12 protein-coding genes and 1 pseudogene are annotated in these 16,977 nt (G+C 56.1%); 6 read left to right on the top strand and 7 right to left on the bottom strand.

Going from position 1 to position 16,977, the window contains the following annotated elements:
- Nucleotides 1–88 precede the first annotated feature (88 nt).
- Nucleotides 89–997, top strand: coding sequence for a LysR substrate-binding domain-containing protein (locus ACR0AJ_RS16455; RefSeq protein ID WP_480648347.1), 909 nt, complete (start codon nt 89–91; stop codon nt 995–997).
- 17 nt (nt 998–1,014) lie between these two features.
- On the opposite strand, the gene ACR0AJ_RS16450 is transcribed toward ACR0AJ_RS16455, so the two are convergent.
- The 3 genes from ACR0AJ_RS16450 to ACR0AJ_RS16440 all read right to left on the bottom strand — a co-directional run bounded on the left by ACR0AJ_RS16450 (nt 1,015) and on the right by ACR0AJ_RS16440 (nt 6,546).
- Nucleotides 1,015–4,308, bottom strand: a complete 3,294-nt coding sequence (locus ACR0AJ_RS16450) for a DUF3857 domain-containing transglutaminase family protein (protein ID WP_480741375.1) — start codon at nt 4,306–4,308, stop codon at nt 1,015–1,017.
- A gap of 160 nt (nt 4,309–4,468) precedes the next feature.
- Nucleotides 4,469–5,041 (bottom strand): UbiX family flavin prenyltransferase, encoded by a 573-nt coding sequence (locus ACR0AJ_RS16445; RefSeq protein WP_480741374.1) that lies wholly within the window; start codon nt 5,039–5,041, stop codon nt 4,469–4,471.
- Nucleotides 5,038–6,546, bottom strand: a complete 1,509-nt coding sequence (locus ACR0AJ_RS16440; RefSeq protein WP_480741409.1) for a UbiD family decarboxylase — start codon at nt 6,544–6,546, stop codon at nt 5,038–5,040. Before ACR0AJ_RS16440 ends, ACR0AJ_RS16445 begins: the two co-directional genes overlap by 4 nt.
- Before the next feature lie 126 nt (nt 6,547–6,672).
- Here ACR0AJ_RS16440 and ubiT point away from each other — a divergent pair, with 126 nt between their 5' ends.
- Genes ubiT through ubiV form a run of 3 tightly spaced genes read left to right on the top strand, consistent with a single transcriptional unit; the run spans nt 6,673 to nt 9,093 of the window.
- Nucleotides 6,673–7,215: a ubiquinone anaerobic biosynthesis accessory factor UbiT gene (ubiT, locus tag ACR0AJ_RS16435; RefSeq protein ID WP_170551017.1), complete on the top strand. Its 543-nt coding sequence runs from the start codon at nt 6,673–6,675 to the stop codon at nt 7,213–7,215.
- A complete protein-coding gene (gene ubiU, locus ACR0AJ_RS16430; protein ID WP_480741407.1) occupies nt 7,215–8,192 on the top strand; it encodes a ubiquinone anaerobic biosynthesis protein UbiU in 978 nt (325 codons plus the stop codon). The genes ubiT and ubiU overlap by 1 nt, the downstream gene beginning before the upstream one ends.
- Before the next feature lie 4 nt (nt 8,193–8,196).
- Entirely contained in the window at nt 8,197–9,093 is an 897-nt protein-coding gene (ubiV, locus tag ACR0AJ_RS16425) for a ubiquinone anaerobic biosynthesis protein UbiV (protein WP_480706546.1), read from the top strand.
- Between the two features lie 151 nt (nt 9,094–9,244).
- Here the strand turns inward: ubiV and ACR0AJ_RS16420 are convergent, their stop codons facing one another.
- The 3 genes and pseudogenes from ACR0AJ_RS16420 to ACR0AJ_RS16410 all read right to left on the bottom strand — a co-directional run.
- Nucleotides 9,245–12,031: a bifunctional aconitate hydratase 2/2-methylisocitrate dehydratase gene (locus ACR0AJ_RS16420; protein WP_480741372.1), complete on the bottom strand. Its 2,787-nt coding sequence runs from the start codon at nt 12,029–12,031 to the stop codon at nt 9,245–9,247.
- A gap of 159 nt (nt 12,032–12,190) precedes the next feature.
- The gene (locus ACR0AJ_RS16415; RefSeq protein ID WP_480741371.1) at nt 12,191–12,388 is read right to left on the bottom strand and encodes a hypothetical protein; all 198 of its coding nucleotides are present in this window, start codon (nt 12,386–12,388) and stop codon (nt 12,191–12,193) included.
- Between the two features lie 72 nt (nt 12,389–12,460).
- Nucleotides 12,461–12,583, bottom strand: a pseudogene (locus ACR0AJ_RS16410) (IS6 family transposase); the annotation flags it as partial.
- 855 nt (nt 12,584–13,438) lie between these two features.
- On the opposite strand from ACR0AJ_RS16410, the gene ACR0AJ_RS16405 reads away from it, so the two are divergent.
- The gene (locus ACR0AJ_RS16405; protein ID WP_170351218.1) at nt 13,439–14,134 is read left to right on the top strand and encodes a hypothetical protein; all 696 of its coding nucleotides are present in this window, start codon (nt 13,439–13,441) and stop codon (nt 14,132–14,134) included.
- A gap of 411 nt (nt 14,135–14,545) precedes the next feature.
- On the opposite strand, the gene ACR0AJ_RS16400 is transcribed toward ACR0AJ_RS16405, so the two are convergent.
- Nucleotides 14,546–15,460, bottom strand: coding sequence for a LysR substrate-binding domain-containing protein (locus tag ACR0AJ_RS16400; RefSeq protein ID WP_170351217.1), 915 nt, complete (start codon nt 15,458–15,460; stop codon nt 14,546–14,548).
- A gap of 180 nt (nt 15,461–15,640) precedes the next feature.
- Between ACR0AJ_RS16400 and ugpB the strand changes: the two genes are divergently transcribed.
- Complete coding sequence (gene ugpB, locus ACR0AJ_RS16395) at nt 15,641–16,951, top strand: sn-glycerol-3-phosphate ABC transporter substrate-binding protein UgpB (protein WP_480741369.1); 1,311 nt, start codon at nt 15,641–15,643, stop codon at nt 16,949–16,951.
- The last annotated feature ends 26 nt before the right edge of the window (nt 16,952–16,977 follow it).

Below are 16,977 nucleotides of genomic sequence, written 5' to 3'. Positions count from 1 at the left end.
CTCATCGCCATGTTTCTTCAAGAACCATAGCGCTCAACCACATCTCTGTGACGGTTGAAAATATTGATGTTTAGCATAACCTGAAGTTATGCAAAAACCCTGGTCCCTCCTCTCCTCTCCTCGCCATCTGGTCGTCTTCGAAGCTGCCGCACGCACGGGATCGTTCACCAAAGCGGCAGAGGAGTTGAATGTGCAGCAACCCGCCGTCAGTGCCTCGATCAAGCAATTGGAAACCTCACTTGGCGTCGTATTGTTTCGGCGCAGCCATCGCAGGATCACTTTGACCAATGCAGGAAACCGTCTGTTTTCAGATGTCACCCGCGCGTTCGAGCTGCTGTCGCATTCTGCAGCTTCGATCCGGCAATTTGCCAGCAATGATCACGTGACACTCAGCGCTTCCTCGGCATTCAACAACTACTGGCTTATGCCTCGAATAGCATCGTTTCAGCAAAATCATCCCGATATTGAGCTGCGCCTGCAATCCAGCGATCGCGAGCCGGACCTGAATGTGGAAACTATCAGCCTTGCCGTGCGGTTGGGCGATGGCAATTGGCCCGATTGCGACGCGCATTTGATATCGGATGAGGTGATCTATCCCGTCGCTTCACCTCGCGTCATGGCCGCCGCCGTCACGCTCAAGAATGTGCCCGGCCTTCTGAATCAACGGCTTATTCACCTAGAGGAGCCGGTCCGTGAACGCCCCACATGGGAACAGTGGTTTCGCACCTTTGGCATCGCCGAGGTCACCCCTCGTACCGGTCTGCGGCTGAACGATTATGCCTTGGTTTTGCAGGCCGCGATGGCGGGCGAGGGCTTTGCCTTTGGCTGGCATCATGTCGTAGCTCCGCTGGTGCGGCAGGGCATGCTGGCGGCGCGTCCTGAATGGGCCTGGAAAACGGGCAAGGGGTTTTATCTGGTGTGGTCCAAAACTCGCCCCCTGACACCAAAGGCCGAGATTGTGCGGGATTGGATCCTGTCTTCCCGGCAAGAGGGATAACAAGGGCGGGGCGGGCGTTAGCGCCGGTCCGCGTCCATCATTGCGCGGCTGGCTGCCACTTCAGCTCTGACACCGCTGCGGAACATCAAAAACATCATCATGGCCACCAACACAAGCAGGGGAAGAACCATCAGCTGGGTTCCGTTCATCCCCAGATAGACCGGCTTATCCAATTCCAGGCCGAACAGGTTTTGATGCAGGTTGACGTTGTAAATGTCATGATTTTCAACGTAATCAGCCGCCTCACGCCAGGCGTCTTCATCTCCGGGTTTTAGTGTGGTTTTCTTGGTTTTCAGGACCCACTCATAGCGCAAGGACGCCTCAGCTTCGTTCCACTCGCCCTTGGTTTCAAAATCGACAAAGCGGTTTTCAAAGCTGTAACCGACCGGTTGGTTCAAGGATGCCGGCACATTGCGCATGACCACTGTGTGTACAGCGTGGATCGGATTATTAACCTGCGATTGCCCTGCCAACGCCGCGTCATCATCAAGCTCGTAAAGCTGATCCGAAACCACATAGCCAAAATGGCTCAGGTCCGTCCAAAGGCCATCTTCTTCGAACCCGTCGCGCGGCAGGGAATATCGCTGCACCAGCCGAATGACGTTGGCGTCAAGATCATCCTCAACAACCATCGCATCGGGATGCGTGGCACCGGGAAAGCGATCCGCATACCAATCTTCGTAATTCTTGTGCCGCTTTTCCTCATCCTGACGATCAAAAAGCCACCGCCTGTAATCTGCGTTCACACCGCGCCAGGTTTCGGTCACATCCAGAATGGCAGCCACCGGACCTTCATCCAACAAAGTGTACTCTTGCAGAACTTCGGACGTGGGCTCAGCTGGAAGATGCCGCACAATCTCGACCAGTTCGGTGCTGTCCGGTGACAGCGGCAGCCCCCAGGTGAAATCGGTCAGCGAAATGGCCCGGCCGACTCCGCCCTGCAACAAGTCGGTGGGGTCAACAAACCAATCGCCCTGTACATCGCGAATGCGAACAATCGCATGATCAAAAACAAAGGGCGACGGCAACATGCGTGGCAAGGCAGGTCCGATTTCATGATCCACGATGACCGCATCGGCTTGAATACCCAGATGCGCCAGCATCGAAATCAGCAACAGCGCCTTATCCTTGCAATCCCCGTAAGCTGTGGACCAGACCGTATTCGGCGTACGGGGTATCCAACCGCCTTCCCCGATGGAAACACTGAAATACCGCACACGGTCCTGAACCAGCCGCAGGGCCTGGGTCGCGCGCCATTCGGGGTCGTCCGATTGCGCCGCGATCTCTTCAAGTATCGCGATCAGATCATCGGGCAAAAGATCAGGACGAGGTCGGTAATCTGTCGCAAAGCGCTGTGCGATCTGCCCCCAATCGAGAAACGTGGACAGCTGCATCCCGTCATTCGAGACATCCCAGGCCTCTGCCGCATGCAGGTTTCCGTCTTCCTCCTCAATCTCGCCAAAGGCCCACGACAAGACCGTGCGCCCATTGGCTTCGTAGCGGTTGATCGAGAAGTCTTCGGTATGATTTAGACCAAAACGGGTCGACGCTGGCAGGTCGATGCTTATCCGCCTCTCCGTCCAACTGCTGACTCTGGGCTTGTCTGCCCAATAGTGGAACTGATCAGGAAAAACCGGTGTTGTCGCTTTTTTCGACCAGATGATCTCAAGGCCATCCCCCACGCGCAGATCGGAGATCTGGCCGAAATATTCTATATCGCCCTGCATCACGCCGGATTTGAGTTCACGCTCCAGACTCAATTCTCGAAACGGCAAGTCGAGTTGGTCAAATGTCTTTCCCTTCCGATGTATCCGCAGCCGATGCAATGTGGCGCGTTCGAAAATCGGATCCACCGTCAGGCGAACCTCACCGAAATCCTCAAGACTGGACCGGTCGTGAACAACAAAAAATCCCTGTCTGACGATTTCATACCCGGCCTCTTCGACCCGCATTTTCTCATCAAACAGGGGTTGGCTCACGGATCTGTCTGCTGCCAAAGCGGCCCGTCGATCCTGTGGCGAAACCTCTTCGTACCATGCAGGCAGGGTTGGATTTCGCAGCATCTCGGCTGCGGCGGGTTTGGATTGAAGCCAGCCGATGAATCCCAAGATCGTCACGAAAACAACCAACCAGACCACGCCGCTGATCAGGAACGACCACCACCGTTTCTTTTTTCCCTGTTTCGGTACCGTGGCATGTCTGGCGCCATCCCATGCGCCCAATCCTCGCGATGTACGGTGGGCAGCCAACAGATTTGTCGCCGAGGGGATTTCAGGGATGACGAAAACCTGATCGTCGGTCAGCTCAACAACAGTCAGATAATTTTCGCAGTATACCGCGCGCACCATGTTCCAGCCGATGCGCAAAACCCTGCCTTCCCGCCAGATCTCTAACCCTGACGTGTCGCAGGTCACGGCGGTCGGTCCCCAGGCGATGCCGCGCACAAGCCCGTACCGAGCAAAGTGCAGATACCGCAGACGGGGCAGATGCTTTCGAAAAAACGATGCATGCGCCATCAGTGCGGTGACCAACAGCACGACGCACAGCTGATTGAACAGCGGAAAACCTGCCTGCACGGTATTACCCGAAACAAGGGACCACAGGCCAAGCGCAGCAAACCCGGTGAGGATCAAGAAGGTCAAATAGTTGAAAACAGAATCCAACCTATTGGGGCATTTGGTTCCTGTTTTCCTTGCGACTCCTTCAAGCGCCTCAACCGCGTCCCGGGCCGAGATATTCTGCACCAACGCCGCATCCGGTGCGTCTTGCAGCGCAAAACTGCCTTTGCCCGATCGGCTTTCCTGTTTGAGTTTGCGTAGCAGGTGTTGGGCATCTTGCTCGGTCGGCAAGGGGATAAAAAGCAACCGCATATCGGGGCTGCGCCACATCACGAACCGCCCATTGCGTTCAAGTCTAGAGATATGCGCAAAATGCCAAGATTCAGTGAAATCCTTCTCTTGTGCGGTAACGTGATCTTGCTCAATCGAATAAGTCACCGCCTCGGGCACACGCTCAGTTGGAGTAAGAATAACAGGCGCGCGGCCCGTCCAGATCGCCCAGAAACTGCCTGCTTTCAACGCGCTCGACCGCGCAAAGAACAAGCATAGCAGCCCGACGAACAACGCGGTCCAAGGTTGTTCACCAGCCGCCGAAAGGCCCAGATTCGAATGCCATGAAATAAAGAAAGTGCCCACGGATTCAGCAAGGAAAATGGCAGCCCAGACACTCAAGGCCAGGGCAAAAAGCATGTTCAGCGCAAACTGCTTGCGGGCCTCCAATTGGCGCAGCTCTGCCCGAACGGCGCCATTCAATTCGGTCTCAACATTAAAAATGGGTGTTTTGACTGGTGCTGCCGAAATGTCAGGAAAAAGAGCGTTCACAATAAGAGAATCCCAAAAAACCAATACTCGCCAATAGATTGCACCATAGTGGCAGAATTATGGGTTCCCTAACATCCAAATCGCGCCCTGTTCACGCACCCGCATTCCAGCGCGCGGCGGTGGGGGAACTCAAACGCAGGGAATCAACAGCCCGCGCAGCAATCTGATCGATCACGTCATTCAAATTTTGCGGCTTGAGGTAAAAGGCGGGCACAGGCGGCATGATCACGGCCCCCATTTCCGTTGCAGATGTCATGTTGCGCAGATGCGCTAACGTCAACGGCGCTTCGCGGGTGAGCAGGATCAAAGGGCGGCGTTCCTTAAGCTGCACGCTGGCCGCTCGGGTCAGCAGGTTGTCGTCCAGACCCAACGAAATCGCTGCAAGCGTGCGCATCGAACAAGGCGCAACAATCATGCCCGCAACCGAGACTGAGCCGGAAGCGATACTTGCCCCGACGTCGCCGGTGGCATGGTGTCGGGTGGCCAGCTTGCACAGATCGTCCAACGCATCCGCGCCGCATTCCTGCGCCAACGTAAGATTGGCCGCCGGGCTGACGACCAGATCAATCTCAACTCCCAACCCCGACAAATTGCCCGCCACAGCAAGGCTTAGCGCTGCGCCCGATGCACCGGATACCCCCAATATGACACGGGCAGCGCTCATTGGCTCAACCCCGGCATGATCCGGCCCAACAGATCAGCAGCAAAGGCCGCATCGACATCCGAAGCTCGCATGACCTCACCCCATTCGCGCGAGGTTTCCGAGCCGATCTTGTTGGTGGCATCGATGCCCATCTTGCCCGCCAATCCGGGTTGGGGCGAGGCAAAGTCGAGGTAATCCATGGCAGTATTCTCCAGCAACATCACATCGCGCACAGGGTCCATGCGGGTGGCCAGCGCCCAGGCGATGTCGTCCCAGTTAGAAGGATCGATATCGTCATCCACAGCCACGATCATCTTGGTATAGCTAAATTGCGGCAACATCCCCCAAAGCGCCATCATCACCCGCCGCGCCTGTCCGGGATAGCGTTTGTCTATACTGACAATCGCCATGCGATACGAACAAGCGGCAGGTGGCAGCCAGAGGTCACGCACTTCGGGTATCTGCGCGCGGATGGTAGGCAAAGACAGTCGGGTGAACACTTCGCCGATGATGGCAGGTTCATCCGGGGGGCGACCGGTATAGGTGGACAGGTAGACTGGTGCTTCACGATGGGTCACGGCGGTGACATGCATCACAGGAAACGGCTCGGCTGGGTTGTAGTATCCGGTGTGGTCGCCAAACGGTCCTTCGGGGGCGGTATCGGTCGGGGAAACCCAGCCTTCCAACACAATCTCGGCGTCGGCCGGCACCAACAGTGGCACAGATATGGCAGGTATCATCCGGGGTCGTGTGCCGTTCAGGGCACCTGCAAAACTCAACTCTGACACGGTTTCCGGCAGCGGCAACGCCGCTGACAACAGCGTTGCCGGATCAGCACCCAAAACGATGGCCACAGGCATTTTTTCACCACGCTGAACCCAGCTGCGATGATGCCCCGCCCCGCCGCGATGAGGCAGCCAGCGCATGATTAATCGGCTCCGGTCCAGAACCTGCACACGGTAAATGCCAGCATTGTAGCGGCTGACATCCCCGGCATCGCTGTCATACGGGCGGGTCACCACCACGGGCCATGTGATCAGTGGCCCGGCATCGCCCGGCCAATGGGTCTGTACCGGCAATGCAGACAGGTCGACATCTGTCCCGGTGTGGACAACATCCTGAACCGCCGCCGACCGAACGGTTTTTGGGCGCGCTGCCAACGCCGCCTTCAGCATCGGCCAGCGTGACAGGGCATCGCGCAACCCATCCGGCGGCGCGGGGCTGCGCAGCGCCGCCAGAAAGGACCCCAATTCATCCAGGCCATCTGGCGTAACGCCCAGCCCGGCGGCGACACGCCGGGCTGTGCCGAACAGATTGACTACGACGGGAAAATCCAATCGGTCGCCCTGCGCCGTTACCGGGTGATCAAACCGCAGAACCGGCCCTTGTGCTTCCAAAACAGCGCGATGCACGGCCGTCATCTGGTGGCGCAAAGAGATGGGTTCGGACACCGCCTGGAATTGGCCGGTGCTTTCGCTCCAACCAAGAAAATCACGAAGGGTGGGAAATTTCGGTAAGGTGCGAATGGGACAGCTCCGGTAATCTGCCCTTCCCCTAACAACGATTTTGTCGCGCAGAATTGACAACAGTCAATTAACGGGCACCTGCACCCGCCTACGACAGCAGGACCTGCTAAACCGCCGGAGGTCAGTTTGTCCGATCCTCACATAACAATACCGCACTGCCCCGCCCCTCTGGCGGCGGCGCTGCGGCTGGTACCGCTTGCACCCCTGTCCCTGTCGCTGACGGTTTTTGCGCGCAAGATCGCCCGCACCTCACCCGGCCTGTTTCAGCGCCTGGGCGAATACAGGCAGACCGATTTTGTACTCGACCCGGTCGACCTGCCGATTGTTCTGTGTCTCAATCCCAACGATGGTCGACCAAAGGTGACCCTGACTCGCGGTCGGGGGAAAGGAGTGGCCCGGATCTCGGGTCCGCTTGCGGCCTTGCTTGGTCTGGTACACGGGGCCTTTGATGGCGATGCGCTGTTTTTCTCGCGCGATCTGGTGGTTGAGGGCGATACCGGCGCCGCCCTCGCCCTGCGCAATGCCGTGGACGATGCCGAACTGGACCTGGCGCAGGAAGCGGCCAGACTTTCCGGGCCATTCGCGCGTCCGATACAGCAGCTGATTGCCCTGGCCGAGCGTCAAACCGGCCTCTGCCTGACCCGACCCGAGGACGCAGTAGTATGGTGATGGAAATCGTCTGCCCGGCAGGAACGCCTGCCGCCTTGCGGGCAGCTGTTAAGGCGGGGGCACATACGGTCTATTGCGGTTTCAACGATGAAACCAACGCCCGTAACTTTCCGGGCCTCAATTTCAATCGCAGCGAAATGCGCGATGCTGTAAGTTTCGCCCATCAACACGGCTCAAAAGTGCTGGTTGCCATCAATACTTTCCCGCGCGCAGGGGATGAGGCGATCTGGCACAGCGCCGTAGCAGATGCCGAAACTTGCGGCGTAGACGCGGTGATCCTGGCCGATCTTGGACTGCTGGACCACACCGCCCGTACCCACCCTGGATTGCGACGGCACCTGTCTGTGCAGGCCGCCGCTGCCAATGCCGATGTAATCAATTTCTATGCAGACACGTTTGGCGTCAAACGTGTGGTCCTGCCACGCGTTCTGTCCGTACCCGAGATTGCCGCCATCAATGCCGAAACCGAGGTTGAGACTGAGGTGTTCGTCTTCGGCGGCCTGTGCGTGATGGCCGAAGGGCGCTGTTCGCTCTCTTCCTATGCCACCGGGTTGTCACCAAATATGAACGGGGTCTGCTCACCCGCCAGCCATGTGGATTACTCAGAAGATCAGGGCGTTCTGGATGCGCGTCTGGGCGGTTATCTAATCCACCGGGTCGATAAGGGGGAACCGGCCCCCTACCCCACCCTGTGCAAGGGATGTTTCACCGCAGGATCCCAAACCGGACATCTGTTCGAAGATCCTGTCAGCCTGAACGCCGAGCAGTTGATCCCGCAATTGCAAAAAGCGGGCGTTACGGCGCTGAAGATCGAAGGGCGGCAACGGTCGAAATCCTATGTCGCGCAAGTGGTGCGCAATTTCCGCGCGGCGGTGGATGCGCTTGAGGCCGGGCGCCCGATGCCCGAGGCCATGCTGGCCCGCCTGTCCGAGGGGCAGGCCATGACAACCGGCGCCTACAAGAAAACATGGAGATAACGCGATGGAACTGACAGTCGGGCCCAGCCAGTTCTTCTGGCCCGCCGATTTCTGGACCGGGTTTTATCAGGACCTGACCCAGTCTCCGGTCGATCGTGTGGTGATCGGCGAGTTGGTCTGTTCCAAACGCCTGCCCTTCTACCAGGACCGCATCCCCGATGCGATTGCCGCGTTGATCGAGGCCGGGAAACAGGTTTCCCTCACCAGTCTTGCGCTGATCACGCTGAAACGCGAACGCAAACTGACCGCCGAACTGGCCGAAATGGGTGTGACGGTCGAGGTCAATGATTTGACCGCCCTGGCCCATCTGCCCAAGGGCTGCGCGTTCACGGTAGGACCGCTGGTTAATGTCTACAATGAAGGCACGCTGAACTGGCTGGCAGCCCGCGGCGCAAATCGAGTCTGTCTGCCGCCGGAATTGCCCCTGGCATCAGTTGAGGCATTGACGCGGGTTGCCAATGACCTGGATATCGCGATCGAGGTCTGGGGTCACGGCCGGTTACCGCTTGCCATCTCTGGCCGCTGCTATCACGCTCGCCTACATGGGCGCACCAAGGACAACTGCCAATTCGCTTGCGAAGACGACCCCGACGGGCTCGAGGTTCTGACCGGCGACGGCAGGCCCTTCATGGCAATGAACGGGGTACAGACCTTATCCGACAGCTATGCCTGCACCGACCATCAAATTGACCAATTGCGCTGGGTCGGAGTGTCAGCCTTGCGTCTGTCGCCACAATCCAAGGGGTTTGCGAAACTTTGTATACTGTACCGCCAGCGTCTGGATCAGACCTTGCCCCAAGGCGGTGTTGCAAAAGCGATCACGACTGAGGACCCCGCCCTGCGCCTAAGCGATGGGTTCTTGACCGGCGCTTGCGGGGCGGACTGGTCAGGCACTTCCTGATTCTGTGCGACACTTCTATTGCTTGGCCCGGATTGCACGACATTGTTCCTGAGCGCGCACCCGCACTGAGCTAGCCGAGCATCCCGGACGTCATATCTGGTAAAGAAGCGGGCCGGCCCAACCTGCGACAGGTGAACCGGCCGTGCAGAACTTAGAAATGGGCCGACTTGGTCCCTTCCGGCACGACGGGCGGTGCGAACTTTGTCAGGTCGATGCCTTCCACGGCGGATTTGTACTCTTCGATCTTCGGCGTCCGGCCCAAAATCGCTGAGAGGACAACAACCGGAGTCGATGCCAGCAAGCTCTCGCCTTTTTTGTCCGGTGCATCTGCCACGACGCGGCCCTGGAACAGGCGGGTCGACGTGGCAAGAACGGTATCACCCTTAGCGGCTTTTTCTTGGTTGCCCATGCACAGGTTACAGCCGGGGCGCTCAAGATAGAGAATATTTTCGTACTCGGTGCGCGCCTTCTGTTTCGGGAACAGGTCGTCGAATTCGAAGCCCGAGTATTTCTCGAGCACTTCCCAGTCGCCTTCTTCCTTCAACTCGTCGATGATGTTGTAAGTCGGTGCCGCAACCACCAGCGGAGCCTTGAATTCGACCTTACCGGTTTCCTTTTCCAGGTTTTTCAACATCTGGGCGACAATCTTGATGTCACCCTTATGCACCATGCACGATCCGACAAAGCCCAGATCAACATGTTTTTCGGCATTGTAATACGAGATCGGACGGATCGTATCGTGCGTGTAACGCTTTGACACGTCGGCATTGTTGACGTCCGGGTCGGCGATCATCGGCTCGACGATCTGATCCAGATCGACAACAACCTCAGCAAAGTATTTCGCGTTGTCATCGGGTGTCAGAGCAGGCTTTTCACCCGACTTGATCTCGGCAATGCGTGCATCAGCGATGTCGATCAGCTTTTGCAGCATCCCGTTTTCATGCTCCATACCCTTGTCGATCATGATCTGGATGCGCGACTTGGCCAGTTCCAGCGAACCGATCAGGGTCTCGTCATTCGAGATACAGACCGAAGCCTTGGCCTTCATCTCGGCCGTCCAGTCGGTGAAGGTGAACGCCTGGTCTGCCAACAGCGTACCGATATGCACTTCGATCACGCGGCCCTGGAACACGTTGTCGCCATGCTGTTCCAGCATCTGCGCCTGGGTGGCATGCACCACGTCGCGGAAATCCATATGCTCAGCCATCTTACCCTTGAAGGTCACCTTGACCGATTCCGGAACCGGCATCGAGGCTTCGCCGGTGGCCAGCGCCAGTGCCACAGTGCCCGAGTCGGCACCAAAGGCCACGCCTTTGGACATCCGGGTATGGCTGTCGCCGCCAATGATCACCGACCAGTCATCCACGGTGATATCGTTCAGCACCTTGTGGATTACGTCCGTCATAGAGTGATAGACCCCTTTCGGGTCACGACCAGTGACAAGGCCGAAGTCGTTCATGAACTTCATCAGACGAGGCGTATTTGCCTGAGCTTTGGCATCCCAGACCGACGCGGTATGGCAACCCGACTGATAGGCTCCATCAACGCTGGGTGCCACGACGGTGGCGGCCATCGCCTCAAGTTCTTGCATGGTCATCAGGCCGGTGGTGTCCTGCGAACCGACGATGTTGACCTTCACACGTACGTCCGAACCGGCGTGCAGGGTCTTGCCTGGGGTTGAGCCCACGGCATTCTTGTTAAAGATTTTCTCGACCGCGGTCAGGCCCTGACCTTCGTGGCTGACTTCTTTCGACGGTGCAAACACCAAAGGTGCCTCAACACCCAGCGTCTCGGCCGCAAGTGCCTGCAGTTTCTTGCCGAAGACGATGGCGTAGGATCCGCCGGCCTTCATGAACTCTACTTTTTGCGGAGTGAAGGACGAAGGCACGTCAACCAGTTCTTCGCCATCTTCACTCAGAAGCTTTTGCGTTTTGGTGTTGATCTTCAGAACCGTGCCGGTTGCGACCGAATACTTCTCTTCAAGGATCGGGTTGCCGTCATTGTTCAGGATCGCGTTGCCGTCTTCATCCACCTTCTTGACCCAGTTTTTCAGGTCCAGACCGATACCGCCGGTCACGCCCACGGTGGTCAGAAAAATCGGTGAAATGCCGTTGGTACCCGCAACGATCGGCGCGAAATTGACGAATGGCACGTAGGGGCTGGCCTGCTTACCGGTCCACAGCGCCACGTTGTTCACGCCCGACATCCGGGACGAGCCCACACCCATGGTGCCTTTTTCCGCGATCAGCATGACACGCTTGTCGGGGTGCTGCAGCTTCAGTGCTTCGACCTCCTGCTGCGCCTTATCCGAGATAAAGCACTTGCCGTGCAACTCCCGGTCAGCCCGCGAATGCGCCTGATTGCCCGGCGACAACAAGTCGGTCGAGATGTCACCCTCGGCCGCGACATAGGTTACGACTTCGATTTCTTCGTCGATCTCTGGCAACTTGGTAAAGAACTCTGCTTTGGCATAACTCTCCAGAACGTCCTTCGCGATAATATTTCCAGCTTCATAGGCCGCCTTGAGACGGTCTGTATCGGCGTCGTACAAGAAGACCTGCGATTTCAGCACCTCGGCGGCCTGATCCGCAATCGAGGCATCCGAACCCAGTGCCAGGTCCAGCAGAACCTCAACCGAAGGACCACCTTTCATGTGCGACAGCAGCTCAAACGCGAAAGGAACCGAGATCTCTTCGACCTCAGCTTCGCCCAGAATAATCTCTTTCAGGAATTTGGCCTTTTCACCGGCAGCGCTGGTTGTACCAGGCAGCGTGTTATAGATGAAAAAGTTCAGCGCCCCGTCCCGGTGTTCGCTTGCCACATCCTTGATGTGGGCGACGATCTCTTTCACCAATGCGCCGTCGTCGATGGGCTTAGGATGCAGCCCTTGTCCTTTGCGGGTTTCGATCTCGCTGAGGTAATCTGTATAAAGGCTCATGGCTGTTCCGGCTGTTAGCGTTTCGTGTGGGTGCCTACCGGGTTTTCAGCGGGCTGACCACTGCCGGTATCGAATTGTATGCGGCGGTATACTAATTTTTCTAAGACTTCAAGTGACCATCTGAAAAATGCGATCACAAAGTCCGGTATGGGCCGCAGTTCAGCGGAACCAATAGTCCCACCCGTCTAAGTAGTACCCCGCCAGCACATGGGTCTGCAGCGTGTTGGGCTTGGCCGCAACGCGGTCCATATCGGCACCAAACACCTGTACGGCCTGCCAGACTTCGGGTGTCAGATAACTCAGCCCATCCGGCACATCCAAACTTCGCCCCGACAGTGGCGCGAGTGAGGCCAGCACAAACCCCCGTTCCCCGAAACGGTTCTGTCGCAAATTCCTTTGAAGGACGATAAGGCAACGCAGGCGGGTTGATTATCTTACCAGTTGAACAAACTGCTGAAACAGGGAGAGTCCGGGTGTGAATTGACCTTTGCGGATCATGTTGACCAGCTCGATGCCAGCCAGGGCAGATGCAGCTGAATCGAAAGACTCAAACGATTATCAAGGCCTTCCTGAAAAGTGGCGGTCAGACGGAACGCGAAGCGACGGACTTCGCTGGAATCTTCGCCGATACGGCAGCTGAGCACGCCAAATCTGCGAGTTAATCGACCTTAACTTTCATTAGGCAGGTCATGAGCGTTGGTATCGTTCATAGCTTTTGAGCGGACATTCGTTCGAGGCGCAGCATCCGGCAGATTGTGCTCTTTCCAGACCTCGGATGCACCGCACTATCTGACTCGTGGAAAACCATCCGCACCAACAAGGCGGTTCTTAGCTACCGTTTAGTGGTGTTGCTCAATGCTGCGCCAGCAACCCACATTGCCGACCTTCGCTCTATATGCTCGAAATTGGTGGTCGCGAAACTCTAGACTGCGGGCTCACAGCGGACTTTGCAGTCGTTTTCGCGAGGCTATCGCCAGTTTCAGATGATGACACAGTCGCACATTCCCGTCAAAATAACATCGCGAATACCACGCAGGTAAAGACCACACGAATTCGTTTTGAAAAAGAGCTTTAAGCAAGGAAATTTCATGATTCACTATCGAAATTGCATTGCTTTTGTCGCAGTAATTCTTGGTATGGGCGCGCTACTTACCGCGTTATTTGGGGGAAGCCCAACTGCGTTAGTGATTGTCGCCGTTTCAGTTTTTGTGGCTTCTCTCGCGATCTCGAAAACCAACCCTCTGAACGGAGAAGCCGTCGACCGAACTTACTACACATCGGCTATATTGGGAGCTTGTCTCTATTTCTACGCGCAGTTTCTACGCGCAGTCAGTGGAGCGCACAGAGTTTCTCGGGTATCGAGACCTGGCCGAACTAAGATCTCAGCTAGAGGACTCTCAGTCGACCGTGGATCGGCTTGAGATCGATGTCGAAAATGGAACGGGCGCGGCCCGATTCATCCGAGAGAACGAAGAGCAGTCAGTTCGCGAGATTAGTCGTGAAATTGCCGAGTTTCGTTCGCTTCAAATCGAGTTGAACGCAGCAGAACTGGACGCATGCTTAATTGGAAGCGGCTTTAACTTTGGGGCTACCGACTTCGGCCTAGATGAGCCCTCTGGTGTTGATGCAATCATTGATGACCATCAAAAAGAAATGGAGCGCGTATTTGCTCAACAAATGTGCTCTGCAGCAAGAACGAGAATCGAACAAGAGCGGGCCATTTTTGTCGAAAACTATCCGCTGGCGACAAGGTTCGGCGATATCGAGCAAACCGTGCTGAAAGAGAGAGGAATATCCCAACGTTTGGTACAGCTCGGCGGGTATAGCGTGACGATAGGAACAGCGTCTGCGGTCTTTAGCGGCGAATTTTCTATGGCAGAGCACATCACTGCCCTTGAAGAGGCACAAACCGTCCTCAAACAAAAAATCGACGATGTTCGGTCCAAAAGCGGAGAAATTACCGACGAAATTGAGAAGGAGAAAGAGCGATCAGCTTCCACAATTGGACAGATCGCTCTCTTCATCTGGCCATACGTCTTGATTGCAGTGCTAGGGTTAAAGCTCTCTCGCGCGCCTAGAAAGAACACGCCTCAATTGGGTTAGCATCTTACTATCCGACCTCTTCTTGGGGGGATCGATCTGATATCCGCTTCATTGCTGTGTCTTCCGCAATCGCCTAAGAGCGGACGGGTATAGTCGGCCCATTGCCGACCTTGAGCGCTATGTTCGAATGCTGCGTTTGCAGCCCACATTACTGCCGTTCGCTGCACGGGCAATATACAGAGTGTTATGAACTCACCAAATGCGGGACGAAGCGGGCGCTAGAGTGTCCTAGGATTAGGAGCTAAATTATCCAAGCTCAACGGCAAAACTACTCGGTCTTTCGCCACTGTGGTTGATAAGGCGAGGTCGATCTTGGGGGCTATTCCAAATGCTCAAGAATTGGTTTCAAGCTATGAAGATAGAAAATGTTAGGCCTGCAGGCAGCGAACGTTAGCGTTTACCGCCCTACAATCAGTGATGGAGTTTACCTGCCTTGAACGGGGCTAGGCTCTCTTGGAACTGCTCGATGAACTCTAGCGTCACCAGTGACGGTTGCTTCAAAATCGGACGCACAAGGGAAAGCGTATGTGACAAGAGCGGTTTGAACGGTCGGTAGCTCAATCCCTTGTCTGCATATTGGACGGCGTCCAACTCGCTGACCACGGAAATCCCAACACCTTTTACAGCCAATTCACATGCCGCCGTGAACTGCCTGACTTCGATGTGGGAATTCAGTTTGACGTTGGCGCTTTGAAAGGCTTTTGAAAGCTGTCCAAAAAAATTGCTGTCGCGCCGTGTGTGAATAATCTTGGCGGTTGCAAGATCCGTAGGTGTCACCTCGGAGAGGTGCTCCAATTCATGTCCAGTAGGAAACACGCAAACTGTACGGACATCGATGTCTCTGCTTTCGACGGCCGGATGCCCGTTAAAGTTATCTGTGATTCCGAAATCATATTGCTCACCGATCATCCACTCGAGAATGCGTTCCGGTCTGTCAGGTTCGATCGTCATGGTTACACCTGGCCGATCTTGTAAAAACGTGGCGATGACGTTGGGAAGGTGACTGGTGGCGAACCCGGGCAAACATGCGATGCGGATGTGTCCCGCTTTGCGTTGGGTTATGTCTTGACTAACGTCCGAGATCTGCTTCATCAATTCCAAAACGCGCTCTACGCTGGGTTGCAGATAACGCACCTCCTGCGAAGGCACCAAGCGACCTTCACGGCGATCAAAAAGTTGAAAGCCAAGCGATTTTTCCAGATCGGAAAGCAGTCGGCTGACCGCAGGTTGGCTTATCCCAAGATCCGTAGCTGCAGCAGTGACCGATCCGTTTGTGGAAACTGCCATGAGCGCCTCCAATTGGCGGATCCTCAAAGTTTGACTCATACTTTGATCCTGGTTCGTTGTTTGCTTAGTTGTTTTATAATGTAATGTTATGTTTTTCTCAAAAATTAAATGCTTGAATTATAAATTTGTAACGTTAACGTCGTGAAATCGTCATGTGTGCTGATTACGCGTTGCGGTCGGTATTCAACGAAGCATCAACACTGATGCATGGGAGGAATCATGAATAAGCAATTTCTCGGCGCTCTCGCCGTAACTACTGCGTTGTCCCCCGTGGCGGCGATGGCCCAAACTGAAGTTCAGTTCTGGCACGCCTTCACCGGCCGACTGGGTGAGCTAGTTAAAGCGCAGGTTGAAGAGTTCAACGCCGGCCAGGATGAGTTCGTCGTGGTCGAAAGCCACAAAGGCAATTATTCGGAAACTCTGAACGCGGGTATTGCGGCTTTCCGCGCCGGTGAGCAGCCCCACATTCTAATGGTTTTCGAAGTGGGCACGGCTACGATGATGTCGGCCGAAGGTGCGATCAAACCCGTCTATGAAGTGATGGCTGAAAGCGGTGCGTCGTTTGATCCTGACGCGTACATTGGCGCTGTCAAAGGGTACTATACTACAACGGACGGAGAAATGCTCTCACTGCCTTTCAACTCGTCCACACCGGTTCTGTGGGTCAATCGCGATGCCTTCGAAGCGGCGGGTGTTGATCCGGACACAGATCTATCGACCTGGGAAAAGGTTGGCGACGTACTTGAGCAGCTTAAGGCTGGCGGCGAGGACTGCCCGCTGGTGACTGCATGGCAAAGCTGGATTCACCTCGAGAACCTGTCGGCCTATCACGACGTTCCGTTCGCATCGCAGGACAACGGTTTTGCCGGTCTGGATACCGAGCTGATGCTGAACGGTCCGGCGCAGGTCGCACACCTGACAGCAATGGGTGACTGGGCCAAGGATGGCAAGTTCATCTATACCGGACGCAGAAATGAAGGTGGTGCAAACTTCCGGGCTGGCGAATGCGCATTGTTTACCGAAAGTTCGGCCGGTTACGCTGGCATCAGCTCCGAAGCCGAGTTCGAATTCGATGTTCGCCCGCTGCCCTATTGGGAAGGCGTCACAAGCGAGCCGCAGAACACCATTATCGGCGGTGCGTCCCTTTGGGTGATGGAAGGTCATAACGCCGAGGAATACAAAGGCGTCGGCGAATTCCTCAGCTTCCTGTCGTCTTCGGACGTTCAGGCGGCGTGGCACCAGAACACCGGTTATCTTCCGATCACGGCCGAAGCTGGTGAAGCCACGCGTGCCGCAGGCTTTTACGACGAAAACCCGGGAACCGATATCGCTGTGATCCAGATGACGGCGAAAGAGCCCACCGCAAATTCGAAAGGTCTGCGTTTGGGGTCGTTCGACCAAATTCGCGGCATCATCGACGAAGAGCTCGAGGCCGTCTGGTCCGGCGAGAAAACCGCTCAGGAAGCGATGGACAGCGCGAAAGAGCGAGGTGACGCTCTGCTGCGCCGGTTCGAATCCGCCAATCAATAAGTCGTAACTCGATGCGGGCCTGTTTC

The sequence above is a fragment of the Ruegeria sp. CJ9 genome, assembly GCF_056536625.1.
This window is presented reverse-complemented; position numbering and strand designations above follow the sequence as displayed.

What these genes read in the sequence shown, in the direction of transcription:
- ACR0AJ_RS16400 (WP_170351217.1), bottom strand. Translation starts at nt 15,460, where the DNA reads ATGAGTCAAACTTTGAGGATCCGCCAATTGGAGGCGCTCATGGCAGTT.
- ugpB (WP_480741369.1), top strand. Translation starts at nt 15,641, where the DNA reads ATGAATAAGCAATTTCTCGGCGCTCTCGCCGTAACTACTGCGTTGTCC.
- ACR0AJ_RS16420 (WP_480741372.1), bottom strand. Translation starts at nt 12,031, where the DNA reads ATGAGCCTTTATACAGATTACCTCAGCGAGATCGAAACCCGCAAAGGA.
- ubiV (WP_480706546.1), top strand. Translation starts at nt 8,197, where the DNA reads ATGGAACTGACAGTCGGGCCCAGCCAGTTCTTCTGGCCCGCCGATTTC.
- ACR0AJ_RS16455 (WP_480648347.1), top strand. Translation starts at nt 89, where the DNA reads ATGCAAAAACCCTGGTCCCTCCTCTCCTCTCCTCGCCATCTGGTCGTC.
- ubiU (WP_480741407.1), top strand. Translation starts at nt 7,215, where the DNA reads ATGGAAATCGTCTGCCCGGCAGGAACGCCTGCCGCCTTGCGGGCAGCT.
- ACR0AJ_RS16445 (WP_480741374.1), bottom strand. Translation starts at nt 5,041, where the DNA reads ATGAGCGCTGCCCGTGTCATATTGGGGGTATCCGGTGCATCGGGCGCA.